We start from the raw sequence: 25,473 nt of genomic DNA, 5'->3' as shown, positions 1-25,473 counted from the left end.
CCATCGTTCCGAACAGATTGGGCCTGCTGACTCTATGCGAATGCGCCTTATGTTACTGGGCGGCGGAAATGCCCTTGGGCAGGCGCTGATTCGCCTCGGTGCGGAGGAAGACATCGGTTTCCTCGCCCCCCGTCCGCCGCAAGACGGCTGGGATGCCGCGAGCCTGACGCAACTGCTCGACGACACCCGTCCGGATGCCTTGATCAACCTTGCGTACTACTTCGACTGGTTCCAGGCGGAGAGTGTCCCCGAGGCACGCCTGGCCAGTCAGGAACGGGCGGTCGAGCGGCTTTCCGAGCTGTGCCAGCATCACAACATCATTCTTCTGCAGCCTTCCAGCTATCGCGTGTTCGACGGTTCGCGGGCCACCGCCTACAGCGAAAAGGACGAACCGGTACCGCTGGGCCTGCGTGGCCAGGCCTTGTGGCGGATCGAGCAGAATGTGCGCGCCACCTGCCCACAGCATGTGCTGCTGCGTTTCGGCTGGCTGCTGGACGATAGCGCCGAAGGCACCCTGGGGCGTTTCCTGGCCCGTGCCGAGCAACCCGAAGAGCTGCTGCTGGCCGACGACCGCCGGGGCAACCCGACGCCGGTGGACGATGCCGCCCGGGTGATCATCTCCGTACTCAAGCAACTCGATTGCGCTGCGCCGCTGTGGGGCACTTACCACTACGCCGGCCATGAGGCGACCACGCCGCTGGCGCTGGGCCAGGCGATCCTCACCGAGGCCCGCAGCCTGCATCCGCTGGCCATCGAAGCGCCGACCGCCCAGGCTCACGCCGCCCGGCCGGACGCTGCCGAAGAACCGCAGCACGCGGTGCTGGCCTGCAAAAAAATTCTGCACACTTTCGGGATCAAGCCTCGCGCCTGGCGCGCGGCACTCCCGGCTCTACTGGATAGGTTTTATCGTCATGGCTGATGGCCCAATCTTGATCACCGGCGGTGCCGGTTTCATCGGTTCGCACCTGACCGACGCTTTGCTCGCCAAGGGCTACTCGGTGCGGATCCTCGACGATCTGTCCACGGGTAAACCCGGCAACCTGCCGCTGGACAACCCGCGGGTCGAACTGATCGAAGGCGACGTCGCCGATGCGGCCCTGGTGGCGCGGGCCATGAGCGGCTGCCGCGCGGTGGCGCACCTGGCGGCGGTCGCTTCGGTACAGGCTTCGGTGGACGACCCGGTGCGTACCCACCAGAGCAACTTCATCGGCACCCTCAACGTCTGTGAAGCCATGCGCCAGGCTGGCGTCAAGCGCGTGCTGTTTGCTTCCAGCGCGGCGGTTTATGGCAACAATGGCGAGGGCGAATCGATCGACGAAGACACGCCCAAGGCGCCACTGACGCCCTATGCGTCGGACAAGCTGGCCAGCGAGTACTACTTCGATTTCTATCGCCGCCAGCATGGGCTGGAGCCGGCGATCTTCCGCTTCTTCAACATCTTCGGGCCGCGCCAGGATCCATCCTCGCCGTACTCCGGGGTCATCAGCATCTTTTGCGAGCGCGCGCAGAAAGGCCTGCCGATCACCGTATTCGGCGATGGCGAGCAAACTCGTGATTTCATGTATGTCGAAGACCTGGTGGACGTGCTGGTGCAGTCCCTGGAAACACCGCAACTGGAAGTCGGCGCGGTCAATGTCGGCCTGAACCAGGCCACCACCCTCAAGCAATTGCTCGAGGTCCTGGGCGAGGTGGTAGGGCCGTTGCCACCGATCAGCTACGGCCCGGCGCGCTCCGGGGACATTCGCCATTCGCGGGCGAACAACCAGCGCCTGTTGCAGCGCTTCAAGCTCCCCGAACCGACGCCGATGAGCGTCGGGCTGGCACGTTTGCTGGGCCGCTGAGCTTTCCCCAGCGATGAAAAAAGGCGCCTTTGCAGGCGCCTTTTTTTGTCTGGCCGATTTAGAACTTGTAGCCCAGGCCGACCATGTAGACCCATGGATCGACATCCACGTCGACCTTGGCCCGGGTGCCGCCGGCGACCGCGTTGTTGTTCACGTAGGCGGTGGTGTCGATGTCGACGTAGCGCACCTGGGCGTTGATCATCACGTTGTCGGTCAGCATGTAGTCGGCACCGACCTGCCAGGCCAGGCCCCAGGAGTTCTTCGCCCGGAAATTGTCGAAACCGGCGGCGCTGGCACGGCTGCCGACGTGCTCGTCATAGATCCAGGTGTAGTTGATACCGGCACCCACGTAAGGCTGGAAGGCGGCCTTGTGGTCCAGTGGGTAGTACACGACGCTCAGGGTCGGCGGCAGGTGCTTGAGGGTACCGAGCTTGCCGTTGGCGGCGTCCAGCGCGGTGCCCTTGAGCTTGACGTCATGCTCGAACGGGGTGGCCGCGAGCAGTTCGATACCGACGTTGTTGGTCAGCATGTAGGCGAAGTTCAGGCCCAGCTGAGTGTCGCTGCTCATGGTCGCCTTGCCGCCGAGGTTGGCACCGGCCAATGGACCGCGATCGACCTTGACGTCGCCGCTGTCGGCTTTCGGATTGACGGTGATGGCACCGGCGCGAACGATGATGTCGCCGGCTTCGTGGGCGTGGGCGATCGGGGCGGCGAGCGCGAGCGCGAACAGGGAGGCGCTGAGCAGGGGCTTGTGCATGGGAGCTCCAAAGGACGATTCGAGTTGGCTAGGTCCAATGGTAAGGATCGTCAAGGAACAGGCTTTGACTCAGCTCAATGAAAAGCGGATCAGCGTGGGAGCGAGGGGGGTAGGGGGCTCTAGGCGCTTTGGAATCGATCGCGAGCAAGCTCGCTCCTACATGAACAGTGCGGTTCCCTGTAGGAGCGAGCTTGCTCGCGATGAGGTCATGTGCGGCACTGCAAAACCGGCGGTTTCACTCCTGCAATTCGTACACGTAGATCTTCTCTGCCTCCATCTGGTAACCCGCGTCGGCGATTTCGCTGGTGGACGCCTTGACCTGCATCGGCCCCTCGATCCAGTACGGCTGATACAGCTCGTCGAGCTTCACGCCGACTTGGCTTTTCACATGCACGATCTGGTTCGACGGCGGTGGCGGCACGTGGATGCAGGCGCCGAAATACGGCACCAGCAGAAACTCCGTGGTGCGGCCTTCCTCGCTGACTTCCAGCGGCACGATGTAGCCGGGCAGGCGCACCGACAGGCCGTCCAGGCTCTGCACCACCGGAGCGTTGGGCATGTCCTGCTTGGCCGCCGGGGCAGACTCGGAGGCCAGGGCGTCGCTCATCTGCGACAGGTCGTGCAGCGGCTGCATGTTCGGCACCTCCGCCGGCGCGTCCGGCGGGATCATTTCCGACCAGGCCAGATCACGGGGTTCGGCGGCCCACAGTGGCAGGGCGACCAGCATCAATAGCGCAAGCAGGGCACGGGGCATGCCGGAGCTCCTCATAACCGGAAGTTCCTCATAAACGGATGGACAGGCCATCGGCCAGCGATTGTCGGTAGGCGCGCCAGGCGGGCACGCTGCCCATCAGCAGGGCGGCGATCAGGATACCGCCGAGCAGCGTCCACTCATACTCGCTTGGCCAGGACAGCGGCAGATACAGGCCGTAGCTCGACTGCACATAACCCTGGGCCAGGGCGATGCCCAGGTACAGCAGGCCCAGCCCGGCGAGCACACCGGACAGCGCCAGGGCGAAGGCCTCCAGCACCAGCAAGGTCGCGATATGCCAGGGGCGGGCGCCGACCGAACGCAGGATCGCCATTTCCCGGCGGCGCTCATTGAGGCTGGTGAGGATCGCCGTGAGCATGCCGATCAGGCCGGTCAGCACCACGAACAGCGACACCACGAACAAGGCCTTTTCCGCGGTGCCCATCAGGCTCCACAGCTCCTGCAGGGCGACCCCGGGCAAGATCGCCAGCATCGGTTCGCCGCGGTATTCGTTGATCTCGCGCTGCACCGCGAAGGTGGCGATCTTGCTGTTCAGGCCGAGCATGAAGGCAGTGATCGCTTGCGGCGTCAGGTCCATGTTGCGCGCCTGGTCGGCACTGATGCGGCCGTTGCCCTGGGCCGGCACGCCGTTGTGCCAGTCGATATGGATCGCCTCCATGCCACCGAGGCTGATGTGCAGCGTGCGGTCCACCGGGGTGCCGGTGCGCTTGAGGATGCCGACCACGGTGAAGGGTTTGTCGTCGTGCTTGACCAGGCTGATGGCCGCTACGCCGTGGGCCAGCACCAGCTTGTCGCCGAGCTTGTAATGCAGGGCCTCGGCGACTTCGGCGCCCAGCACCACTTCGAACGGATCGCTGGCGAACTCGCGGCCGCTGGCCAGTTGCAGGTTCTGCTGGTGGCCGTACTGGTAATGCTCGAAGTAGGCCGCAGTGGTGCCCATCACCCGGTAGCCGCGATGGGAATCGCCGAGGGAAATCGGGATCGCCCATTTCACTTTCGGGCTATTGGCGAAGTGCTCGAAGCTGTCCCAGCGAATGTTGTTGGTGGCGTTGCCGATGCGGAACACCGAGTACAGCAGCAGGTTCACCGAACCGGAGCGGGCGCCGACGATCAGGTCGGTACCGCTGATGGTGCTGGCGAAGCTGGCGCGGGCTTCGGTGCGCACCCGTTCCACCGCCAGCAGCAGGCAGACCGACAGGGCGATGGCGAAGGCAGTGAGGATCGCGGTGAAGCGGCGGTTAGCCAGGCTGGCCATGGCTAGACGGAACAGATACATCTCAGACCTCCGCGGGCGTGGCAGCGCGATTGAGCTCGGCCAGCGACAGGTTGCGATCGAACAGCGGCGCCAGGCTCTGGTCATGGCTGACGAACAGCAGACTGGCCCCGGCCTCGCGGCATTCGGCGAACAACAGGCGAATAAAGGCTTCGCGGGCGTCGTAGTCCAGTGCCGAGGTGGGTTCGTCGGCGATCACCAGTTCCGGTTGGCCGATCAGCGCGCGGGCGGCGGCGACCCGTTGTTGCTGGCCGATGGACAGCGAGTCGGCGCGGCGACCGAGCAGGTCGGGGTCTTTAAGCCCCAGGTGGGCGAGCAGGGTGGCCGCCGCCTGATCGACACTGCCGTGGCGCTGTACGGCGCGGCTGGCGCGCAATTTGGAGAAGTGGCAGGGCAACTCGACGTTTTCGCGTACCGAGAGAAACGGCAGCAGGTTGAACTGCTGGAAGATGTAGCCGGTGTGATCGACCCGGAAGCGGTCGCGGGCGCCGGCGGAGAGTTCGGTCAACTCCTGGCCCAGCAGGCGGATGCTGCCGCGGCCGGGTTTCTGCACGCCGCCGAGCAGGCCGAGCAGGGTGGTCTTGCCGCTGCCGCTGGGGCCCTTGAGGAACAGCGTTTCACCCGCTTCCAGGCGAAAGGCCGGGATATCCAGCAACTGCGGATGGCCGGGCCAGCTGAAGCCCAGGTCGGACAGTTCGATAAGTGCTTGGGTCATGTTGGGCCGATCATGGAGTGAGTTTTGTAGCCGCTGCCGAAGGCTGCGATAAGGTCCGCAGGACCTTGCGAAAACCTCAAGAGCAACGACCCCTTCGGGCTCGATCGCAGCCTGCGGCAGCGGCTACAGGAGTTGCGGTCAGAATTTCAGGCTGGCGGCCTTGGAGGTCGCTTCCACGCCTTGCTGGCCACTTGGCGAGATGAGTTGTACCTGAATTTTCTGGGTGGCGGGGAAGGTCTTGAACACGCCGGCCAGGTCCAGGTTCTTCAGCGCGCCCGGCGTGGCACAGGTGAACTGGTAGTGCGCATGGATCTCGCTGTGTTCGTGGTGATGTTCGTGGCCGCCGGCACTCTTCGCGTCGTCATGGTCTTCGTCGTGATCTTCGGGCTTGTCGCCGAACAGCGGGCTTTCCAGTTCCTGTTGCGCCACCACGCAACCGGCGGCGGGCGGCAGGCTGAACAGCGCCAGCGGTTTTTCCAGCTGCGCGCGCACGGCGGCGACCTTGGCCTTGTCCGCGTCGGTGCTGGCGACGTGCTCGAAGCCCACCAGGTTCATCGCCGGGCTTTCCAGTTCCAGCTCCAGGGTCTGGCCGTCCAGTGCCGCGTTCAGGCGGGCCACGCCATGCTCGTGAGCACCGAGGCTGCCGTGCTCATGGTCGTGGTCGTGTTTTTCGGCCGCGTGAGCGATGGCCAGGGGCAACAGGGCGAACGGCAGGGCGAGCAGCAGACGACGCATGGCAAGTCTCCGGGAGTGAACATGAAAATAATGTTATGTAATCTTATAACGGAAGCGGCGAGAGTGTGACCGCCTGCTTGGCGTTGCGCAAGACGCATGGGAGCATGCTCGTCAGAAATTTTCGGGAGCAGAGCGATGGTGCGGATTCGTGGAAGCATCGGCGAATGGCCGGTGGACTTGACCCTGGAACTGGACGAGGCCGACTGGGATCAGTTGAGTGCCCGGCTGGGGACGCCGTTGCAGGCGGCCAAAGCCGAAAGCGGCGCGCCTGTGGCCAAGCCGGCGAGCCAGGACGATGCGCTGTGGCAGATCACCCAGGACCTGCTGCGCAAGGCCGGGCAATTGAGCGGCCCGGATCTTTTGGAGCAACTGGAAGGCCTGACCGGCAGCGCCGCGGCGGGCAAGCGGCTGTTGGTGCGTTTGCGCCATAGCGCACAGGTCAAGGTGGTGAGCGGCGGTGATACGCCGCTCTACAGCTGGGTCGAGTAGACGAGGGCTGCGCCGGCTTGCGATAAACCGGCGCGGCTATCAGCTATGAATCAGTACAGCGCGGCGAACAGCTTGCGACGGTAGGTGGTCACCAGCGGGTGATCGTTGCCCAGCAGCTCGAACACTTGCAGCAAGGTCTTGTGCGGCAGGCCTTCGTTATAGCTGCGGTTGCGGATGAACAACTTGAGCAGGGCATCCAGCGCCGCGTCGTACTGCTGGCGCGCCAGCTGCTGAATGGCCAGCTGATACACCGCCTCGTCATCCTGCGGGTTCTGCGCCAGGCGGCTTTTCAGCTCGGCGCTGTCCGGCAGGTCGGCGACCTGCTTGAGGAAGGTAATCTGTGCCTTGGCCCCGGCCAGCGCCGCCTTGTGTTCATCGCCGGTGACCGCGTCGAGTACGGTCTGGGCTTCGCCCAGTTCGCCGCGTTCGGCCAGGCAGCGGGCGTAGAGGATCAAGGCCTTGGCGTTGCTGTTGTCTTCGCCCAGCAGCACTTTGAGCGTGGCTTCGGCATCGGCGATGCGCCCTTCGGCGAACAGCGCTTCAGCCAGCTCCAGCGGGTCGGCGGCCTTGGGCGGCGGCATCTGCACATGGGGTTCGAGCATGGCGCGCACCGCGGACTCCGGTTGCGCTCCGGCAAAGCCGTCCACCGGCTGGCCGTCCTTGAACAGCACCACGGTCGGCAGGCTGCGAATGCCGAAGCGGGCAACGATGTCCTGCTCGATATCGCAGTTGACCTTGGCCAGCAGCAGTTCGCCCTGATAGCTCTCGGCGATCTGTTGCAGCATCGGCATCAGCGCCTTGCAGGGCGCGCACCATTCGGCCCAGAAATCCACCAGCACCGGCTTGTGGAACGAGTTCTCGATCACCGACTGGTCGAAGTCGGCGGTGCTGGCGTCGAAAATGTACGGCGTGTCCTGACTCATGGGGGATCTCGAAGAACGTGAATGGGCCAACTATAAGGGCTGGCGGGGTGTGCCTGAAAGCGGTGGCTGTCCGTTCGCCGGTTATCGCGTAGCGCTGGCAGGGGCTCAATCGCGCTGCGCGTGATACAGGCTCACTTCGCGGAACTCCCAGGGCTCGGCCAGATCCGGCAGGGTCAGGGCGTGGAGCATTTCCAGGCGTCGGTACAGCGGATGCTGGAAGTCCTTGACCCGGGAGTCCGCCACCAGCGCCTGGCGTCCGCGGCTGAGGAACTCATCCAGCAGCGGCAGGTTGGCGCGGTCGTAGAGCACGTCGGCCACCAGGATCAGGTCGAAGCGATCCGCTTGCGCGAAAAAGTCCGTGGAGTAACCCAGTTCAACCCCGTTGAGCGCCGCATTCGCCTTGCAGGCGGCGATGGCCAGCGGGTCGAGGTCGCAGGCCACCACTTCCAGCGCGCCGGCTTTCAGCGCCGCGATACCGGCCACGCCGGAGCCGGCGCCGAAATCCAGGACCCGCTTGCCTTGCACCCACTGCGGACGCTCGGCCAGATAGCGCGCCAGGGCCAGGCCGCTGGCCCAGCAGAAACTCCAGTACGGCGGTTCGTGGAGAATTCGCCGGGTTTCTTCCGGGGTGAAGGCGCGGTCCATGTTGTCGGCATCGATCAACCACAGCTTCAGCTCGGTGTCCGGCAGTTCGCAGGCCACCAGTTGGGCATCGCCCAGCAGTTCGCTCAGGGCGCGTTGCAGGTCGAGCGGTGGGGTCATGGTGCTTTGACGAATTGCAGCTGGCCCACGGCCTGGGTGGTCGGCTGGGTGATGAGTTGCGCCGGCAGGTGCAGGATCAACTGGCCGGACTGGCTGGCGCGGCCGCGCAGTTCAACGCGGGCGCCTACCGGGAAGACATCGGGATTGAAGCGCAGGCGAAACGGCAGGACCTTGTTGTTGCCGATCAGGTTGCTGCTGGCCAGCAAACGTTGCGGCCGGCCGCGCTCGTCGATCACCAGCAGCGCCAGTTCCACCTCGGCACCGCTCGGTACGCCCTGCAGGGTGCCGCTCAGTTCACGCTGGTAGGCCGGCAGGGGGCCGAGGTCAGTGGATTCCTGGGCTTTTTTCACACTCTGCTGGGGCGGCACGGTGGAGATGGCCGGTTTCGGGGCGTCGCTGCTGCAAGCGACCAGCAGGCTGAAAAGGCTGAGCAAAACGAGCGGTCGTAGTGGCATGCGAAGCTCCAACAAGGCGAAATTCCATGTGCAAAACATAATAGTCGGTCTGTATACCGTAAAGGCTATGGCTTGTCTTGCCAGTGGGATGCGCTACCATGGCCCTCCCTTTTTTTGTTGCCTGCCACCATGCACTGTCCCTTCTGCGGTGCCAACGACACCAAGGTCATCGACTCGCGTCTGGTCGCCGAAGGCGAACAGGTGCGCCGCCGGCGTGAATGCCTGGCCTGCGGTGAGCGTTTCACCACTTTCGAAACCGCCGAACTGGTGTTGCCGCGCCTGATCAAGACTGACGGCAGCCGTCAGCCCTTCGACGAAGAAAAACTCCGCGCTGGCATGCAGCGTGCCCTGGAAAAACGTCCGGTCAGCGTCGAGCGCCTGGAAGCCGCGCTGGTGCATATCAAGCACAAGTTGCGCGCCACTGGTGAGCGTGAGGTCAAATCCCTGGTCGTCGGCGAACTGGTGATGGCCGAGCTGCAAAAGCTCGATGAAGTGGCCTATATCCGCTTCGCTTCGGTCTACCGACGGTTCCAGGATCTCAACGAATTCCGCGAAGAGATCGACCGTCTCGCCCGCGAGCCGGGCAAAGAATGAACACCTCCAGCGAACAGGCGGTACTCGACGCCCACTATATGGCGCGCGCCCTGGAGCTGGCCGCAAAAGGTCGCTTCAGCACTCACCCAAACCCCCGGGTCGGTTGCGTGATCGTGCGCGACGGCCAGGTCGTCGGCGAAGGCTGGCATGTGCGGGCCGGCGAGCCCCACGCCGAAGTCCACGCCCTGCGTGCCGCCGGTGCCAACGCCCGCGGCGCCACCGCGTACGTGACCCTCGAACCCTGCAGCCATCACGGCCGTACGCCGCCGTGCGCCGATGCCCTGGTGGATGCCGGCGTGGCGCGGGTCGTGGCGGCGATGCAGGACCCCAACCCGGAAGTCGCCGGCCGTGGCCTGCAGCGCCTGGCCCAGGCCGGCATCGCTACCCACAGCGGGGTGATGGAGCAGCAAGCCCGTGCCCTCAACCAGGGCTTCCTCAAACGCATGGAACAGGGCTTGCCGTTCGTGCGGGTCAAGCTGGCCATGAGCCTGGACGGGCGCACCGCCATGGCCAGCGGCGAAAGCCAGTGGATCACCGGCCCCGCCGCGCGTTCCGCGGTGCAGCGCCTGCGGGCCCAGGCCAGCGTGGTGTTGACCGGTGCCGACACGGTGCTGGCGGACAATGCCCGGCTGACGGCGCGTGCCGAGGAGCTGGGGCTGGATGCGGAACAGACCGCCCTGGCCATGAGCCGTCCACCCTTGCGCGTGTTGATCGACGGCCGCCTGCGGGTGCCGCTCGATGCGCCGTTCTTCAAGGCGGGGCCGGCGCTGGTCGCCACCTGCGCGGCGGTGGAAGAGCGGTACGCCAATGGTCCGGAGTGCCTGATCGTGCCGGGCGCCGATGGCCAGGTGGACCTGCGTCGGCTGCTGGGCGAGCTGGCTGCCCGCGGCGTCAACGAGGTGCTGGTGGAAGCTGGCCCGCGTCTGGCGGGGGCATTCGCCCAGCAAGGTTTGGTGGACGAGTACCAGATCTTTGTCGCCGGCAAGTTCCTCGGCTCTACGGCCCGGCCGCTGCTCGACTGGCCGCTGGCGCAGATGAGCGAGGCGCCGCAGCTGAAAATCATTGAAATGCGCGCCGTAGGCGATGACTGGCGAGTCATTGCCATTCCTCTGCCAGCAGCGAGCGTATAATTTCGGGCCTTCGCCACGCGGCGACCCTGTTCTCGAGGAGGACTCCATGTTTACAGGCATCATCGAATCCATCGGCAGCATCCGTGCATTGACCCCCAAGGGTGGCGATGTGCGGGTGTATGTGGAAACCGGCAAGCTCGACCTGGGCGACGTGAAGCTGGGCGACAGCATCGCGGTGAACGGCGTCTGCCTGACCGCGGTGGAACTGCCGGGCGACGGCTTCTGGGCCGACGTCAGCCGCGAGACCCTGGACTGCACCGCTTTCCATCAGTTGAAGGCCGGCAGCCGGGTCAACCTGGAAAAGGCCCTGACCCCGACCACCCGCCTGGGCGGTCACCTGGTCAGCGGCCACGTCGACGGCGTCGGCGAAGTGGTGGCCCGGGAAGAAAATGCCCGCGCCATCCAGTTCCGCATCCGCGCGCCCAAGGACCTGGCCAAGTACATCGCCCACAAGGGCTCGATCACCGTCGACGGCACCAGCCTGACGGTCAACGCGGTCAATGGCGCCGAGTTCGAGCTGACCATCGTCCCGCACACGCTGGCCGAAACCATCATGGCCGACTACCGGCCGGGTCGGCAGGTCAACCTCGAAGTCGACCTGCTGGCGCGTTACCTGGAGCGCCTGTTGCTGGGCGACAAGGCCGCGGAGCCTTCGAGCGCTGGCATCACCGAAAGTTTTCTGGCCGCTAACGGCTACCTCAAATCCTGAACCTCAAATTTTGAAAGAAGGGGGGTGCCGCGTGGCGCTCAACAGCATCGAAGAACTGGTTGAAGACATCCGCCAAGGCAAGATGGTCATCCTCATGGATGACGAAGACCGCGAGAACGAAGGCGACCTGATCATGGCCGCCGAGTGCTGCAAGGCCGAACACATCAACTTCATGGCCAAGCACGCCCGCGGCCTGATCTGCATGCCGATGAGCCGCGAGCGTTGCGAGCTGCTCAAGCTGCCTTTGATGGCGCCGCGCAACGGCTCCGGGTTCGGCACCAAGTTCACCGTTTCCATCGAGGCCACCACCGGCGTGACCACCGGCATCTCCGCCGCCGACCGCGCACGCACGGTGCAGGCGGCTGCCGCCAAGGACGCCAAGGCCGAAGACATCGTCAGCCCGGGCCACATCTTCCCGCTGATGGCCCAGCCGGGCGGCACTCTGGCCCGCGCCGGCCACACCGAAGCCGCCTGCGACCTGGCGCGCATGGCCGGTTTCGAGCCGAGCGGGGTGATCTGCGAAGTGATGAACGACGACGGCACCATGTCCCGTCGCGCCGAGCTGGAAGCCTTCGCCGCCGAACACAACATCAAGATCGGCACCATCGCCGACCTGATTCACTACCGGATGATCCACGAACGTACCGTTCAGCGGATTGCCGAGCAGCCGCTGGACAGCGAATTGGGCCAGTTCAACCTGGTGACCTACCGTGATTCGGTGGAAGGCGACGTGCACATGGCGCTGACCCTGGGCAACATCTGCGCGGAAGAGCCGACCCTGGTTCGCGTGCACAACATGGACCCGCTGCGCGACCTGCTGATGGTCAAGCAGCCTGGCCGCTGGAGCCTGCGGGCCGCCATGGCCACGGTAGCCGAGGCCGGCAGCGGCGTGGTGCTGTTGCTGGGCCACCCGCTGGACGGCGACGTGCTGCTGGCGCATATCCGCGAAACGGCCGAGCACGTGCCTGCGAAAAAACCGACCACCTACAGCATCGTCGGTGCCGGTTCGCAGATCCTGCGCGACCTGGGCGTACGCAAAATGCGCCTGATGAGTGCGCCGATGAAATTTAATGCGATATCCGGTTTCGACCTGGAAGTTGTAGAATACGTGCCCTCCGAATAAAAGCCGGTTGTTTCGGGCTTGAAATTCGCGGTTCAAATATCACTAGTGAGCGCGTAGTGAACGCGCTCCGGCTCTTTAAGAGATTTGTCGAATGACCCTGAAGACCATCGAAGGTACCTTCATCGCCCCCAAAGGCCGCTATGCCCTGGTGGTCGGCCGTTTCAACAGCTTCGTCGTCGAAAGCCTGGTCAGCGGCGCCGTTGACGCCCTGGTCCGTCACGGCGTGAGCGAAAGCGACATCACCGTGATTCGTGCCCCTGGCGCCTTCGAGATTCCGCTGGTTGCGCAGAAAGTCGCGCAGAAGGGCGAGTTCGCGGCGATCATCGCCCTGGGCGCGGTCATTCGTGGCGGCACTCCGCACTTCGAATACGTGGCGGGCGAATGCACCAAGGGCCTGGCCCAGGTGTCCATGGAGTTCGGCGTACCGGTCGCCTTCGGCGTGCTGACCGTCGACTCGATCGAGCAAGCCATCGAACGTTCCGGCACCAAGGCCGGCAACAAAGGTGCTGAAGCTGCCTTGTCCGCTCTGGAAATGGTCAGCCTGCTGGCGCAGTTGGAGGCCAAGTGATTAGCGACGATAGCGATCGTTTCAACCCGCGCGATCCGAAACCTGCGGACGCTGGCAAGCCATCCAAGAGCGCCAAGCGTCGCGAAGCCCGTCAGCTCGCGACCCAGGCGCTGTACCAATGGCACATGGCCAAGCACTCGCTGAACGAGATCGAAGCGCAGTTCCGGGTCGACAACGATTTCACCGACATCGACGGTGCCTACTTCCGTGAGATCCTGCACGGCGTTCCGGCCAACAAGAATGAGATCGACAACGCTCTCACTCCTTGCCTGGACCTCACCATCGAAGAGCTGGACCCGGTCGAACTGGCGGTTTTGCGCCTGTCCACCTGGGAACTGCTCAAGCGCGTCGATGTGCCGTACCGCGTTGTGATCAACGAAGGTATCGAACTGGCCAAGGTCTTCGGTTCCACCGACGGCCACAAGTTCGTCAACGGCGTACTCGACAAGCTGGCCCCGCGTCTGCGTGAAGCTGAAGTGAAGGCATTCAAGCGCTGATCCGCGCTTGCAGCTGCCATGGGCGAGTTTGAGCTGATCCGTAACTTCTTCGCTGCCGCGCCTTGTGCGCAGGGCGGCGAGGGCGTTGCACTGGGGATTGGCGACGACTGCGCCTTGCTGGCTGTTCCCCCTGGCGAACAGTTGGCGATTTCCACCGACACCCTGGTGGCCGGTGTGCATTTCGCAGATCCCTGCGACCCTTTCCTGCTCGGCCAGCGCTCGCTGGCGGTGGCGGTCAGCGACCTGGCGGCCATGGGCGCCGCGCCTGTCGCCTTCACCCTTGCCCTGACTCTGCCGATGGTTGACGCCGATTGGCTGCAAGCCTATGCCAACGGCCTGAGCGCCATGGCGCAGAGCTGCGGCGTGCGCCTGGTAGGCGGCGACACCACCCGTGGCCCGTTGACCCTGACCATGACCGTATTCGGCCGCGTGCCCGCCGGCCAGGCCCTGACCCGCAGCGGTGCCCGTCCGGGCGACCTGCTGTGTGTCGGCGGCGAGCTGGGCAATGGCGCCGGTGCCTTGCCCCTGGTGCTCGGACAACGCAGCGCCGAGCCGGCGGTCGCCGAGCCTTTGCTGGCCCATTACTGGTCGCCGCAACCGCAACTGGCCCTGGGCCAGGCGCTGCGCGGCAAGGCTACCGCGGCCATGGATATCTCCGATGGCCTGCTGGCCGACTGCGGGCACATTGCTGCCGCTTCAGCTGTCGGCTTGCTGATCGAAAGTGAAAAACTGCCGATGTCCCGGGCGTTGTTGAGCTTTCTCGGTGAGAATGGCGCCCGCTCGGCGGCACTCAGCGGCGGTGACGATTACGTGCTGGTCTTCACCTTGCCCGAAGCCGAGCTGGCGCCGCTGCTCGCCGCCGGCTGGCCGCTGCATGTGCTGGGCCGGGTCGTGGCCGGGCAGGGCGTGGTGCTGCTGGATGCCGAGGGGCGGGACATCACCCCGAGCACTCGGGGTTATCAACATTTTCGGGAGACACCGTGACAGATCATCCCAAACAGGTTCCGGCAGAGTTCGTGCCGCCCTCCGTCTGGCGTAATCCCTGGCATTTTCTGGCCTTCGGCTTCGGTTCGGGCACCTTGCCCAAGGCTCCGGGTACCTGGGGCTCGCTGGTGGCGCTACCCTTTATTCCGCTGTGGCAGATGCTGCCGGATTGGGGCTACTGGCTGATGCTCGGCATCACCATGCTGTTCGGCTTCTGGCTGTGCGGCAAGGTGGCCGACGACCTGCGGGTGCATGACCATGAAGGCATCGTCTGGGACGAAATGGTCGGCATGTGGATCACCCTGTGGCTGGTGCCGGAAGGTTGGCAGTGGTTGCTGGCGGGTTTCCTGATGTTCCGCTTCTTCGACATTCTCAAGCCCTGGCCGATTCGCTGGATCGACCGGCATGTGCACGGCGGTATCGGGATCATGCTCGACGACGTGCTGGCCGGTGTCTTCGCCTGGTTGGCGATGCAGGGGCTGGTGTGGTGCTTTGCCTGAGGAGTCAGCCATGCCGGCCGTTCGCGTTCTGCTGGTAATGCTCTGTGTCTTGACCGCCAGCCTGGTCCGGGCCGCCGAGCCGGCGGCGCTGCCCGGCGAAATCCGGGTGGCCAGCGAGGAGTGGGACAGCTACACCCAGGCCGATGGCCAAGGCATGGCCTGGGATATCCTGCGCGAGGTCTTCGAGACCCAGGGCGTGAAGCTCGACATGCGCAGCGTGCCGTACACCCGCTCGGTCGGGCTGGTGCAGCGGCGTGAAGTCGATGCCCAGGTCGGCTCCTATCGGGACGAAACCGATGGCGCCCTGTATCCACGCTGGAATTACGACACCGACCATATCTACAGCCTGGGCCTGGCGACGAACCCGCCGCCGACCCTGGCCACGCTCGGCAACTACCGCCTGGTCTGGGTACGCGGCTACCGCTACCAGGACTACTTGCCCAATATTCAGCGTTTCAATGAAATCCGCCGGCGGGTCGGTATCTTGCCGATGCTCCAGCAAGGCCGTGCCGACTTCTATATCGATGCCCTGACCGAGGTCGATTTTGTTCTGTCCCAGGCCGGGGACCGCTCGCAGTTCCGGCGCAGCCATTTGGCCGAACTGCCGCTGTACCTGGGCTTTGCCGACAATGAACGGGGCCGGGTGCTGCGCGCGCTGTTCGATCGACGGATGGCCGAGTTGGTGAAAAACGGCCGTTTGCGCCCGATTTTCCAGCGCTGGCAGCAGCCCTATCCGTTCGATACCGGGCGTCCGCCTGAAGACCGTTGATCTAACTTCTCGATCTTTATGTCCGATAATTCAGCCTAAGCGTCTGTCGGAAGCTGCTGTTACAATGCCGCCTCTGCGAATCTCCAGTCCCATACAGATCAGGAGCACAACGGTGCCCGTCGTTTTTGTCGCCGCTTCCAAGCTGCCCACCCCTTTTGCGCAATTCACCATGCACGGTTTTCTCGATGAAGCCACCGGCCGCGAGCACGTTGTGCTCAGCCTGGGTGATATTGCCGATGGCGCTCCGGTGCTCGGCCGGTTGCACTCCGAATGCCTGACCGGCGATGCCCTGTTCAGCCAGCGTTGCGACTGCGGTTCGCAACTGGAAGCCGCCCTGCAGGCGATCGCCCGCGAAGGCCGTGGCGTGCTCCTGTACCTGCGTCAGGAAGGCCGCGGCATCGGCCTGCTGAACAAGATCCGCGCCTATGAGTTGCAGGATGGCGGCGCCGACACCGTGGAAGCCAACGAACGCCTGGGTTTTGCCGCCGACCAGCGTGACTACGCCATGTGCCTGCCGATGCTTGAGCACCTGGGGGTGAAATCCCTGCGCCTGATGACCAACAATCCGCGCAAGGTCAAGGCCCTGACCGAGATGGGTATCGTGGTCGCCGAGCGCGTGCCGTTGCATACCGGGCACAACCCGCACAACAAACTCTACCTGGCCACCAAGGCCAGCAAGCTCGACCACATGATGGGTAACGAGCACCAGGGCGAGGTAGACCGGGCGTGACCCGCGGTCAGGTCCGGCGGCGCCTGGCCGTCAGTTGGTGGCAATACCTGGCGCTGGCGCTGCTGCCGCTGTTCGTGATCAACCTGGTGTTTGGCCAGGGCGAGCCGCTGCTGCCGATCCTGGCGATGCCGTTTTTCATTGCTGGCGTAGCTTCGATGTTTGTCAGCCTGCGTTTTTTCGGCGGCTACAAACGGGCCTTGATCGCCACCCATAAAGCCCTCGATACCCCCGAAGAGCCAGCGGCCTGGATCGAGCTGGCGGCCCGCCGTCGCGCGGCGTTTCTGGCCGCGGCCCTGCCGGCCTGGGTCGGTGCTCTGGCGGTGTTCGTCGGCCTGGAAGCGGTACCGCTGATCCTCCTGGCGCTGTCCACCGCGGTGCTGTTCTACCTCTACCGCATCCCGCGTCAGCTCGGTTGATGCGCCGCTGGCTGGCAGTCCTGCTGCTGGCCCTCGCTGGCCCGGCGCCGGCCGTGGAGCGCGTGGTCAGCCTTGCGCCTTCGCTATCGGAAATCGTCGTCGAACTGGATTCCGCCGACCTGCTGGTCGGTGTGCTCGACGCTGGCGAGCGTCCCCCTCAATTGCACAACCTGCCGTCGGTGGGCCGCTACGGCCAGTTGGACATGGAGCGGCTGCTCAGCCTCAGGCCGGATCTGCTCTTGCTCTGGCCCGGCAGCGTTGGCCCGGCCCAGCGCGAGCAGCTCAGTCGCCTGGGCATCCCGACCCTGGTGGCCGAACCCCATAGCCTCGACCAGCTCACCACTCAAATTGAAACCGTTGCCGCCCGGCTAGGGCGCCCACAACGCGGCCTGAAGCGTGCCAATGAGTTGCGGCAGCAACTGGCCGGCCTGCGTCAACGCTATGCCCGCAGCGCGCCCCTGGCAGTGTTCTATCAGGTCTGGGACCAGCCGCTGTACACCGTGGGCGGCGGGCAAATCATCAGCGATGCCTTGAGTGTGTGCGGCGCGCGCAATGTGTTTGCCGACCTGCCGCTGCCGGCGCCCCAGGTCAGCGTCGAGGCAGTATTGCAGCGCAATCCCGAGGTGATCCTGGCCAGCACCCAGGCGCAACTTGACGCCTGGAAAGACTGGCCGCAATTGAAGGCCGTGGCGCAAGGCCGGTTGTTGCTGATCAGCGATAAAGGCCTGGAGCGGCCGAGCGGGCAGATGATCGCTGCGACGGCCAAGCTCTGTGAGTTGCTTGATTCCGAGTAGCGGCTACTGGCGCCACTAAAGCTCCGGCGTCCAGGTCACCCCGAACATCCAGGCCCGGCCTTGCTCCCGATACCCGTACTGCGCGCCGTCATGGCTGTACAGCACCCGGCTGTAGGACTTGTCGAGCAGATTGTCGACCTTCAACTCCAACCGCACCTCGCGAGTCAGCGCCCAATTGCTGCGCAAGCCCAGCAGGGCATAACCGCCGAGGCGTTGCTGGTTGGCCAGGTCGTCATAGCTGCTGCTCACTGCTTGCCAGCTGGCGCCGAGGCCCAGGCGGTCGAACTGCCGATCCAGGTCCAGGCTCAAGGTGCGCCGGGCACGGCGGGCCAGGGTGTGGCCGGTATCGCGGTCGCGGGGATCGATGATCGCCAGCCCCAGATTGCTCTGCCAGCCGAACAACTCCTGCTGCAGCGTCGCCTCGAAGCCGTTGATACGTGCCGAGGCGACGTTCTGCGGGCGCGAATTGCTGCCGAAGATAATCGCGTCTTCCAGGTCGGTGCGGTACAGCGAGGTCTCCAGGCGAGTGCTCTCGCTCAACTGGCTGCGCCATTGCAGCTCGTAGCTTTTCGAGGTCTCGGGCTTGAGGTCGGGGTTGCTGAAGTCGGGGTAATACAGGTCGTTGAAGGTCGGGGCGCGGAAGCCTTCGCTGTAGGTCAGCAGGACATCGTTGTCGGCGTTCAGCGGCAGGGTGAGGGTGCCGCTCCAGCTGTTCTGGCCGCCGAACTGCTGGTTCTGGTCGCGACGCAGGCCCAGTTCGGTGGAGAAACTGTCGGCCTTGAAGCGATGCTGGACAAAGGCCGCGCGGTTCCAGCGACTGTCCTCGGCGAAGGCGGTGCTGCTGTTGACCCGGTCTTGGTACCAGTCGCCGCCGACGATCAGGCTGTTGCGTTCGTCGAGCGTCAGGTCGTTCTGCCAGTTGACCGAGTCGCGGTAGGTATTGAACACCGTGCGTTCGTCGCTGAGCTTGTCGAAGGTCTTCTCGCGGTTTTCGCTGTGACCCAGTTCCAGGCGCGACTTCCAGGCTTCGTTGATACGCCCGTCGACATAGCTGCTGAAGCTGCTGACCGCGAATTCGCTGTAGGGCTTCTGCGGGAAGCTCTCGAAGGTGCTGCTGTCAAAGCGCCCGAAGGGGTTGTCGAACTCGCTTTTGCCGCGGTTATCCAGCAGGTTCAGGCCCGCCTCCCAGTCGTCATTGAACGCATGGCTCAGACTCAGGCTGAGGGACTGGTTGCGGTAGGCGTCATCATCGCGATCGCTGGCATAGGACTCATGGGTGCGATTGCTCCCGGCCGTGTCGTCGAGGCTGGCGCCCAGGCTGAAGCGGGTCTGCTGGTCGCCGCCGGACAGGCCGATGCTGCGCTCCCAGGTCTGGTGGCTGCCGACCCCCAGGTGCAGGCGGGGTTGCAGGCCCTGCTCGGCGCTGCGCCGGGTGAAGATCTGGATCACCCCGCCAATGGCGTCGCTGCCGTAGATCACCGAGCGGGAGCCGCGCAGCACTTCCACCCGCTCGATCTGCTGGATATTCAGATGCTGCAGATTGCTGTCGCCGGAGCTCGAACTGCCGATGCGCTGGCCATCCACCAGCACCAGGGTCTGCGCCGACGAAGTGCCGCGGATATAGATCCCCGGCACGCTGCCCCGGCCGCCACTCTGCGCCACTTGCACGCCAGGCACCCGTTGCAGCAGGTCGGTGACGCTGGAGGGTTGCAGGCGGTCGATGTCGTCGCGGGTGAATACGGTGTTGGCGGCGCTGCTGTCGTTGCGCGCCTCTACCTGGCGGTTGGCGCTGATCAGCGTGTCGGGCAGCTTGAGGGCCTGTTCGCGCTCGAGAGTGTCGGCCAGCAGTTGGCCGGTGGGCAGCAGGACAAGGGGCAGGACGAGGAGGGCGGGTTTCATCGGCAATCTATAGCGAATGGAGCATGCGAGGAAAAACCGTAGCCGCTGCCGCAGGCTGCGATAAGGTCCGCAGGACCTTCCTGCGACCTCAAAAGCAACGCCCCCTTCGGGGGCGATCGCAGCCTTCGGCCGCGGCTACAGGTTACAGGCCGAGCCGTTGCAGGCGTGCCCGTACGGCGGCTTCGATACCGGCTTCGTCCAGGCCGCATTCGGCCAGCATCTGCGCCGGTTTGGCGTGTTCGACGTAGAGGTCCGGCAGGCCCAGGTGCAGGATCGGCTTGAGGATCGCCTCGCGCGCCAGGAACTCGCCGACCGCGCCACCGGCGCCGCCCATGATGGCGTTCTCTTCGATAGTCACCAGCAGTTCGTGGCTGGCGGCGATCTCGCACACCAGGGCTTCATCCAGCGGCTTGACGAAACGCATGTCGACCACGGTGGCATCCAGCTTGTCGGCGACTTTCAGCGCCTCGGCCAGTTGCACGCCGAATACCAGCAAGGCGACCTTGCTGCCCTGGCGACGGACCACGCCCTTGCCGATCTCGATCGGCTGCAGGTCTTTCTCGATGGTGGCGTTCGGGCCGGTACCGCGTGGATAACGCACGGCGGCCGGGCCGTTGTACAGATGGCCGGTGCTGAGCATCTTGCGCAGCTCGTTCTCGTCGCTCGGGGTCATCACCAGCATGCCGGGGATGCAGCGCAGGAACGACAGGTCGAAGCTGCCGGCGTGGGTCGGGCCGTCTTCGCCCACCAGGCCGGCACGGTCGATGGCGAACAGCACGTCGAGGTTCTGCACCGCTACGTCATGCACCAGCTGGTCGTAACCGCGCTGCAGGAAGGTCGAATAGATCGCCACCACCGGCTTGGCGCCTTCGCAGGCCATGCCGGCCGCCAGGGTCACGGCGTGCTGCTCGGCAATCGCCACGTCGAAGTAGCGCAGCGGGAAGCGCTCGCTGAAGGCCACCAGGTCCGAGCCTTCCTTCATCGCCGGGGTAATGCCCACCAGGCGCGGGTCGGCGGCGGCCATGTCGCACAGCCATTCGCCGAATACTCCGGAGTACTTCGGCCCGCCGGCTTTTTTCGGCGCAGCGGCGGGGCTGTCCAGGGGGTCGAGCTTGGTGATGGCGTGGTAGCCGATCGGGTCGACTTCCGCCGGGGCGAAACCTTTGCCCTTCTTGGTCACCACGTGCAGGAACTGCGGGCCCTTGAGGTCGCGCATGTTGCGCAGGGTGGCGATCAGGGTCGGCAGGTCGTGGCCGTCGATCGGGCCGATGTAGTTCCAGCCCAGTTCTTCGAACAGGGTGCCGGGAACCAGCATGCCTTTTGCGTATTCTTCGGTGCGGCGGGCGATTTCCCAGGCGCCGGGCAGGCGCGACAGCACCTTCTTGCTGCCTTCGCGCATGCTGGCGTAGGTGCGGCTGGAAAGAATCTTGGCCAGGTAATTGGACAGGCCGCCAACGTTGCGCGAGATCGACATGTCGTTGTCGTTGAGGATCACCAGCATGTTGGCGTCCACTTCCGGCGCGTGGTTCAGCGCCTCGAAGGCCATGCCCGCGGTCAGGGCGCCGTCGCCGATCACCGCGATCGCCTTGCGCTCGCTGTTCTGCAGGCGTGCGGCAATGGCCATGCCCAGCGCCGCGCTGATCGAGGTGCTGGAGTGGCCGACGCCAAAGGTGTCGTACTCGCTCTCGGAGCGCCGCGGGAAGGCGGCCAGGCCGTCCTTCTGGCGCAGGCTGGCCATGCGCTCGCGACGACCGGTGAGGATCTTGTGCGGATAAGCCTGATGACCCACGTCCCACACCAGGCGGTCGTCCGGCGTGTCGAAGACGTAATGCAGCGCGATGGTCAGCTCGATGACGCCCAGGCCGGCACCGAAATGCCCACCGGTCTGGCCGACCGTATAGAGCAATTCCAGGCGCAACTCATCGGCCAGGGTTTCCAGCTCGGCTTCGCCTAACCGGCGCAGGCCGTCCGGCGTGTTGGCACGGTCGAGCAGGGGCGTGGTCGGGCGCTTGCGGGGAATCTCATGAAACGTCGTGGGCATCAGGCGAATCGTTATAGGTATAAAAGAGGCGGCAGTTTACCTTATGCATCGCAAGCTGCCCACGCAGAGCGCGGAACTTGGCCGATATGCGGTCTGCCGCGCCGGGGTCGATCAACTGCGTCGTTCGACGATATAACGCGCCAGCTCCCGCAGAGGCTCGGCGCCCGCGTCAAAGGGTCGCAGTGCGTGCAGGGCCTGATCGCGCAGCTCCAGGGCATAGGCCTTGGCCGCTTCCAGGCCGAGCAGGGCCGGGTAGGTCGGTTTGTCCCGGGCGATGTCGGCACCCTGGCGTTTGCCGAGGGTCGCGGTATCGCTTTCCACGTCGAGAATGTCGTCCTGCACCTGGAACGCCAGGCCGATGGCCTGGGCGTAGGTCTGCAGGGACTTGAGCTCGTCTTTTTCGGCCCGGCCGCTGGCCAGGGCGCCGAGCTTGACGCTGGCCTCGATCAGCGCGCCGGTCTTGTGCCGGTGCATGTACTCCAGGGCTTTCTGGTCGAGTTTGAGGCCCACCGAACCGAGGTCGATGGCCTGGCCGCCGACCATGCCCGCGGGGCCCGCGGCCAGCGCCAGGGTGCTGACCATCTGCAGGCGGATCTCGGCACTCGAATCGCTCAGGCGCGGGTCGAGCAGGGCGCTGAAGGCCAGGCTCTGCAAACCGTCGCCGGCAAGAATCGCGCAGGCTTCATCGAAGGCTTTATGGGTGGTTGGCTGGCCGCGACGCAGATCGTCGTCGTCCATCGCCGGTAGATCGTCGTGCACCAGGGAATAGGCGTGGATCAGCTCCACCGCGCAGGCCGCGCCGTTGGCCTGTTCCGGCCGGGCGCCGAGGGCTTCGCAGGCGGCGTAGGCCAGCAGCGGGCGCACGCGCTTGCCGCCGTTCATCACGCTGTAGCGCATGGCCTGGTAAAGACGGGCCAGCTCCGGGCTTGGCGCGTGGAACAGGGTTTCCAGTGCAGCATTGACCCGGGCCTGGCTGCTGGCCTGATAGGCCGCGATCATTCTGGCTGTTCCGCGTCGAAGGGTTCTTCGGCCAGTTCGCCATCGCGCTCCAGCAGGATCTGCACCTTCTGCTCGGCCTGGGCCAGCGCCGCCTGGCAATCGCGGGTCAGGCCGATGCCTTGCTCGAAGGCGGTCAACGAGTCTTCCAGCGACAGCTCGCCGTTCTCCAGACGCTCGACCAGCGTTTGCAGGTCGGCGAGGGATTGTTCGAAATCTAAGGCAGCTTTTTTGCGGGCCATGGCGGCTATCCCGGTTGACGTTAAACCGGCGCGACACTAGCAGACATGGGGGGTTGGGGCAAATGAGCGGCGGTTGCCGAACGGCTCGGCAGGGCGATTTTTTGCCCTGGATCAGGGCCGGTTGTGCGGGTCGACCTTCTGTCGCCATTTCTTGCTTTACGACAAGGAAAGTTGCGCGCACTTGCCTTGCAATGCCCCATCGTTGATTGGCAAGGAGAGGCTGCAATGAGTGTTTTTCGAAGTGTATTGGGGGCCTGTGCGCTGCTTGGCAGCTGTGCCAGCAGCCTGGTTCTGGCCGGTGGGGCAGAGGGGTTGCAGCGGGTGCAGGTCGAGCTGGTCGCACCGCCGCTGGTTCATCCTCATGAGCAAGTGGTCAGCGGGCCGCCCAAGGTGGTGCAGTTCCGCATGAGTATCGAAGAGAAAAAAATGGTCATCGACGACCAGGGCACCACGCTCCAGGCCATGACCTTCAACGGCTCCATGCCCGGCCCGACTCTGGTGGTGCATGAGGGTGACTATGTGGAGCTGACGCTGGTCAACCCAGCGACCAACAGCATGCCCCACAACGTCGACTTTCACGCGGCCACTGGCGCCCTGGGCGGGGCGGGCCTGACCCAGGTGGTGCCGGGGCAGGAAGTGGTGCTGCGTTTCAAGGCTGATCGCAGCGGTACCTTTGTCTACCATTGCGCGCCGCAAGGCATGGTGCCGTGGCACGTGGTGTCGGGCATGAACGGCGCACTGATGGTGCTGCCCCGTGACGGCCTGCGCGATCCTCAGGGCAAGCCCCTGCATTACGACCGCGTCTACACCATAGGCGAGTCCGACCTGTATATCCCCAAGGACAAGGACGGCCACTACAAGGACTACCCGGACCTGGCGTCCAGCTACCAGGACACCCGCGCGGTCATGCGCACCCTGACCCCGAGCCACGTAGTGTTCAACGGCCGTGTCGGCGCCCTGACCGGTGCCAACGCGCTGACCTCCAAGGTCGGTGAAAGCGTGCTGTTCATCCATTCCCAGGCCAACCGCGACAGCCGTCCGCACCTGATTGGCGGCCATGGCGACTGGGTCTGGACCACCGGTAAATTCGCCAACCCGCCGCAACGCAACATGGAAACCTGGTTTATCCCCGGCGGCTCCGCGGTTGCGGCGCTGTACACCTTCAAGCAGCCGGGTACCTACGTGTACCTCAGCCACAACCTGATCGAGGCCATGGAACTGGGGGCCCTGGCCCAGATCAAGGTGCAAGGGCAGTGGGACGATGACCTGATGACCCAGGTGAAAGCGCCGGGGCCGATCGTCGAGAGCAAGTAATAGGAGGACGGGCGGGGGATATTGCTCGGGTCTTGAACATTTCGTAAAAGTCCGTAATATCCTCGCCATGCTCATCGACCAAATCAAAGCCCTGGCCAGCGACATCCGTATGCAGATGCTCGAATGGCTGAAGGACCCGGAAGGCAACTTCCCGCCCCAGGGGCATGACGCGCCGAAAGAAATCGGCATCTGCATGACTCACCTGCAGCACAAGGCCGCGCTTTCGGCGTCCAGCACGTCCAGCCATCTGGCGATCCTGCAGCAGGCCGGGCTGGTCGAGGCCACGCGTATCGGCAAATGGACTTACTTTCGCCGTAACGAAGCGGCCATTGCTGCTTTTGCCGAGCAACTGAAGCGCGAACTCTGAGTTTTTTTACTTGAACATTTCGTTATTTTTCGAAATGAAAAGGCAACCCAGGAGGATCTGTTCATGAAAGCAATCTACGTACAACCCGGTGGTGGCTACGACAACGTAGTGGTCGGCGAGGCGCCGGCCGCGGCGCCACAAGCGGGCGAAATCACCGTGCGCCTGCGCGCCAGCTCCCTCAACTACCACGATTTTGCGGTGGTCAGTGGCATGTGGGGGCCGACTGAGTCGCGCATCCCGATGGCCGATGGCGCCGGTGAAGTGGTAGCGGTGGGCGAGGGTGTCAGTGAATTTGCCATCGGCGACTCGGTGGTCAGCACCTTCTTCCCCGAATGGCTGGACGGCCGGCCCAATGTCATAGGTTTCGCCACGGTGCCGGGCGATGGCCTGGATGGTTACGCCCGGGAAGTCGTCACCGCCCGCGCCACCTCCTTCACCCGTGCGCCCAAGGGCTGGAGCCACGCCGAAGCGGCGACCCTCACCACCGCCGGCCTTACCGCCTGGCGCGCGCTGGTGGACGACGGTCGGGTGACCGCTGGAGATACCGTGCTGGTGCAAGGCACTGGCGGCGTGTCGATCTTCGCCCTGCAATTCGCCAAGATGCTCGGCGCTACCGTGATCGCCACCTCGTCCAGCGATGCCAAGCTGGAGCGGCTGAAAGCCCTCGGCGCCGATCACCTGATCAACTACCGCCAGGACCCGACCTGGGGTGAAACCGTGCAGAAGCTCACCGCCGGCCGTGGCGTCGATCACGTGATCGAAGTGGGCGGCCCCTCCACCCTGGAGCAGTCGATGATCGCTGCGCGGGTCGGTGGCCATATCTCGGTGATCGGCATCCTGACCGGGGTTGCCGGCGAGTTCCCGATCGTCACCGCGCTGGTCAAGCAATTGCGTCTGCAAGGCGTGCTGGTGGGCAGCCGCCGGCAGCAGCAGGACATGGTCCGCGCGATCGACGCCAACGGTATGCATCCGATCCTCGACAAGCACTTCGCCCTGGACGCGATGGTCGATGCCTTCCGCTACCAGGAAAGCAACCAGCACTTCGGCAAGATCATTCTCGATATCTGATCCTGCCTGG

30 protein-coding genes are annotated in these 25,473 nt (G+C 64.7%); 18 read left to right on the top strand and 12 right to left on the bottom strand.

What is annotated here, in order from left to right:
- Positions 1 to 34: 34 nt before the first annotated feature.
- Positions 35 to 919 (top strand): sugar nucleotide-binding protein, encoded by an 885-nt coding sequence (locus BMY68_RS29065; protein WP_023969342.1) that lies wholly within the window; start codon positions 35 to 37, stop codon positions 917 to 919.
- Positions 912 to 1,841, top strand: a complete 930-nt coding sequence (locus BMY68_RS29060) for an NAD-dependent epimerase/dehydratase family protein (protein ID WP_009045834.1) — start codon at positions 912 to 914, stop codon at positions 1,839 to 1,841. The genes BMY68_RS29065 and BMY68_RS29060 overlap by 8 nt, the downstream gene beginning before the upstream one ends.
- A 58-nt stretch (positions 1,842 to 1,899) precedes the next feature.
- On the opposite strand, the gene BMY68_RS29055 is transcribed toward BMY68_RS29060, so the two are convergent.
- From BMY68_RS29055 to BMY68_RS29035, 5 genes are all read right to left on the bottom strand, one after another.
- The gene (locus tag BMY68_RS29055; RefSeq protein WP_009045833.1) at positions 1,900 to 2,598 is read right to left on the bottom strand and encodes an OmpW/AlkL family protein; all 699 of its coding nucleotides are present in this window, start codon (positions 2,596 to 2,598) and stop codon (positions 1,900 to 1,902) included.
- Between the two features lie 235 nt (positions 2,599 to 2,833).
- A complete protein-coding gene (locus BMY68_RS29050; RefSeq protein WP_085534481.1) occupies positions 2,834 to 3,352 on the bottom strand; it encodes a DUF3299 domain-containing protein in 519 nt (172 codons plus the stop codon).
- 28 nt (positions 3,353 to 3,380) lie between these two features.
- A complete protein-coding gene (locus BMY68_RS29045) occupies positions 3,381 to 4,646 on the bottom strand; it encodes an ABC transporter permease (protein WP_085534483.1) in 1,266 nt (421 codons plus the stop codon).
- 1 nt (position 4,647) lies between these two features.
- Entirely contained in the window at positions 4,648 to 5,358 is a 711-nt protein-coding gene (locus BMY68_RS29040) for an ABC transporter ATP-binding protein (RefSeq protein ID WP_053262826.1), read from the bottom strand.
- Positions 5,359 to 5,496: 138 nt separating this feature from the next.
- The gene (locus tag BMY68_RS29035; protein ID WP_085534485.1) at positions 5,497 to 6,093 is read right to left on the bottom strand and encodes a DUF2796 domain-containing protein; all 597 of its coding nucleotides are present in this window, start codon (positions 6,091 to 6,093) and stop codon (positions 5,497 to 5,499) included.
- A 135-nt stretch (positions 6,094 to 6,228) separates the two neighbouring features.
- On the opposite strand from BMY68_RS29035, the gene BMY68_RS29030 reads away from it, so the two are divergent.
- On the top strand, positions 6,229 to 6,582 hold the full coding sequence (locus BMY68_RS29030) for a hypothetical protein (protein WP_085534487.1): 354 nt from the start codon (positions 6,229 to 6,231) through the stop codon (positions 6,580 to 6,582).
- A gap of 50 nt (positions 6,583 to 6,632) precedes the next feature.
- On the opposite strand, the gene trxA is transcribed toward BMY68_RS29030, so the two are convergent.
- The 3 genes from trxA to BMY68_RS29015 all read right to left on the bottom strand — a co-directional run bounded on the left by trxA (position 6,633) and on the right by BMY68_RS29015 (position 8,722).
- Positions 6,633 to 7,505, bottom strand: coding sequence for a thioredoxin (trxA, locus tag BMY68_RS29025; protein ID WP_085534489.1), 873 nt, complete (start codon positions 7,503 to 7,505; stop codon positions 6,633 to 6,635).
- A 105-nt stretch (positions 7,506 to 7,610) separates the two neighbouring features.
- A complete protein-coding gene (locus tag BMY68_RS29020) occupies positions 7,611 to 8,267 on the bottom strand; it encodes a class I SAM-dependent methyltransferase (protein ID WP_009045827.1) in 657 nt (218 codons plus the stop codon).
- Positions 8,264 to 8,722 carry a hypothetical protein gene (locus tag BMY68_RS29015; protein ID WP_085534491.1) on the bottom strand — a complete coding sequence of 153 codons (459 nt, stop codon included), beginning with the start codon at positions 8,720 to 8,722 and terminating at the stop codon, positions 8,264 to 8,266. Before BMY68_RS29015 ends, BMY68_RS29020 begins: the two co-directional genes overlap by 4 nt.
- Before the next feature lie 129 nt (positions 8,723 to 8,851).
- Here BMY68_RS29015 and nrdR point away from each other — a divergent pair, with 129 nt between their 5' ends.
- The 12 genes from nrdR to BMY68_RS28955 all read left to right on the top strand — a co-directional run bounded on the left by nrdR (position 8,852) and on the right by BMY68_RS28955 (position 17,536).
- Positions 8,852 to 9,316, top strand: coding sequence for a transcriptional regulator NrdR (gene nrdR / locus BMY68_RS29010; RefSeq protein WP_007924133.1), 465 nt, complete (start codon positions 8,852 to 8,854; stop codon positions 9,314 to 9,316).
- Entirely contained in the window at positions 9,313 to 10,446 is a 1,134-nt protein-coding gene (ribD, locus tag BMY68_RS29005) for a bifunctional diaminohydroxyphosphoribosylaminopyrimidine deaminase/5-amino-6-(5-phosphoribosylamino)uracil reductase RibD (RefSeq protein ID WP_085534493.1), read from the top strand. Before nrdR ends, ribD begins: the two co-directional genes overlap by 4 nt.
- A gap of 46 nt (positions 10,447 to 10,492) precedes the next feature.
- Positions 10,493 to 11,155, top strand: coding sequence for a riboflavin synthase (locus BMY68_RS29000; RefSeq protein WP_009045823.1), 663 nt, complete (start codon positions 10,493 to 10,495; stop codon positions 11,153 to 11,155).
- A 31-nt stretch (positions 11,156 to 11,186) separates the two neighbouring features.
- Entirely contained in the window at positions 11,187 to 12,278 is a 1,092-nt protein-coding gene (gene ribBA / locus BMY68_RS28995; protein ID WP_007924126.1) for a bifunctional 3,4-dihydroxy-2-butanone-4-phosphate synthase/GTP cyclohydrolase II, read from the top strand.
- 91 nt (positions 12,279 to 12,369) lie between these two features.
- Positions 12,370 to 12,846 (top strand): 6,7-dimethyl-8-ribityllumazine synthase, encoded by a 477-nt coding sequence (gene ribE, locus BMY68_RS28990; RefSeq protein WP_007924117.1) that lies wholly within the window; start codon positions 12,370 to 12,372, stop codon positions 12,844 to 12,846.
- The gene (gene nusB, locus BMY68_RS28985) at positions 12,843 to 13,343 is read left to right on the top strand and encodes a transcription antitermination factor NusB (RefSeq protein ID WP_007924115.1); all 501 of its coding nucleotides are present in this window, start codon (positions 12,843 to 12,845) and stop codon (positions 13,341 to 13,343) included. The genes ribE and nusB overlap by 4 nt, the downstream gene beginning before the upstream one ends.
- Positions 13,344 to 13,361: 18 nt before the next feature.
- Complete coding sequence (gene thiL, locus BMY68_RS28980) at positions 13,362 to 14,327, top strand: thiamine-phosphate kinase (protein ID WP_085534495.1); 966 nt, start codon at positions 13,362 to 13,364, stop codon at positions 14,325 to 14,327.
- Positions 14,324 to 14,827, top strand: coding sequence for a phosphatidylglycerophosphatase A family protein (locus tag BMY68_RS28975; protein WP_009045821.1), 504 nt, complete (start codon positions 14,324 to 14,326; stop codon positions 14,825 to 14,827). Before thiL ends, BMY68_RS28975 begins: the two co-directional genes overlap by 4 nt.
- 10 nt (positions 14,828 to 14,837) lie before the next feature.
- Positions 14,838 to 15,596 carry a substrate-binding periplasmic protein gene (locus tag BMY68_RS28970; protein WP_085534497.1) on the top strand — a complete coding sequence of 253 codons (759 nt, stop codon included), beginning with the start codon at positions 14,838 to 14,840 and terminating at the stop codon, positions 15,594 to 15,596.
- Positions 15,597 to 15,708: 112 nt separating this feature from the next.
- Entirely contained in the window at positions 15,709 to 16,326 is a 618-nt protein-coding gene (gene ribA, locus BMY68_RS28965) for a GTP cyclohydrolase II (RefSeq protein ID WP_007924108.1), read from the top strand.
- Complete coding sequence (locus BMY68_RS28960) at positions 16,323 to 16,742, top strand: hypothetical protein (protein WP_009045819.1); 420 nt, start codon at positions 16,323 to 16,325, stop codon at positions 16,740 to 16,742. Before ribA ends, BMY68_RS28960 begins: the two co-directional genes overlap by 4 nt.
- Entirely contained in the window at positions 16,742 to 17,536 is a 795-nt protein-coding gene (locus tag BMY68_RS28955; RefSeq protein WP_085534499.1) for a cobalamin-binding protein, read from the top strand. Before BMY68_RS28960 ends, BMY68_RS28955 begins: the two co-directional genes overlap by 1 nt.
- A gap of 15 nt (positions 17,537 to 17,551) precedes the next feature.
- Here the strand turns inward: BMY68_RS28955 and BMY68_RS28950 are convergent, their stop codons facing one another.
- The 4 genes from BMY68_RS28950 to BMY68_RS28935 all read right to left on the bottom strand — a co-directional run bounded on the left by BMY68_RS28950 (position 17,552) and on the right by BMY68_RS28935 (position 22,714).
- A complete protein-coding gene (locus tag BMY68_RS28950; RefSeq protein ID WP_085534501.1) occupies positions 17,552 to 19,435 on the bottom strand; it encodes a TonB-dependent receptor domain-containing protein in 1,884 nt (627 codons plus the stop codon).
- A gap of 142 nt (positions 19,436 to 19,577) precedes the next feature.
- The gene (gene dxs / locus BMY68_RS28945) at positions 19,578 to 21,476 is read right to left on the bottom strand and encodes a 1-deoxy-D-xylulose-5-phosphate synthase (protein WP_007924104.1); all 1,899 of its coding nucleotides are present in this window, start codon (positions 21,474 to 21,476) and stop codon (positions 19,578 to 19,580) included.
- 111 nt (positions 21,477 to 21,587) lie between these two features.
- The gene (gene ispA, locus BMY68_RS28940; protein WP_009045815.1) at positions 21,588 to 22,475 is read right to left on the bottom strand and encodes a (2E,6E)-farnesyl diphosphate synthase; all 888 of its coding nucleotides are present in this window, start codon (positions 22,473 to 22,475) and stop codon (positions 21,588 to 21,590) included.
- Positions 22,472 to 22,714 (bottom strand): exodeoxyribonuclease VII small subunit, encoded by a 243-nt coding sequence (locus BMY68_RS28935; RefSeq protein WP_007924102.1) that lies wholly within the window; start codon positions 22,712 to 22,714, stop codon positions 22,472 to 22,474. Before BMY68_RS28935 ends, ispA begins: the two co-directional genes overlap by 4 nt.
- Before the next feature lie 225 nt (positions 22,715 to 22,939).
- Between BMY68_RS28935 and nirK the strand changes: the two genes are divergently transcribed.
- From nirK to BMY68_RS28920, 3 genes are all read left to right on the top strand, one after another.
- Entirely contained in the window at positions 22,940 to 24,028 is a 1,089-nt protein-coding gene (gene nirK / locus BMY68_RS28930; protein WP_085534503.1) for a copper-containing nitrite reductase, read from the top strand.
- Positions 24,029 to 24,095: 67 nt separating this feature from the next.
- Positions 24,096 to 24,395: an ArsR/SmtB family transcription factor gene (locus BMY68_RS28925; protein WP_007924100.1), complete on the top strand. Its 300-nt coding sequence runs from the start codon at positions 24,096 to 24,098 to the stop codon at positions 24,393 to 24,395.
- Between the two features lie 57 nt (positions 24,396 to 24,452).
- Entirely contained in the window at positions 24,453 to 25,463 is a 1,011-nt protein-coding gene (locus BMY68_RS28920) for a zinc-dependent alcohol dehydrogenase family protein (RefSeq protein ID WP_175534877.1), read from the top strand.
- The last annotated feature ends 10 nt before the right edge of the window (positions 25,464 to 25,473 follow it).

This window comes from Pseudomonas sp. NFACC41-3 (genome assembly GCF_900109505.1).
Lineage (GTDB): Bacteria > Pseudomonadota > Gammaproteobacteria > Pseudomonadales > Pseudomonadaceae > Aquipseudomonas > Aquipseudomonas chlororaphis.
Note: the sequence above shows the minus strand (reverse complement) of the source record. Positions and strands in the feature narration are given on the sequence as shown.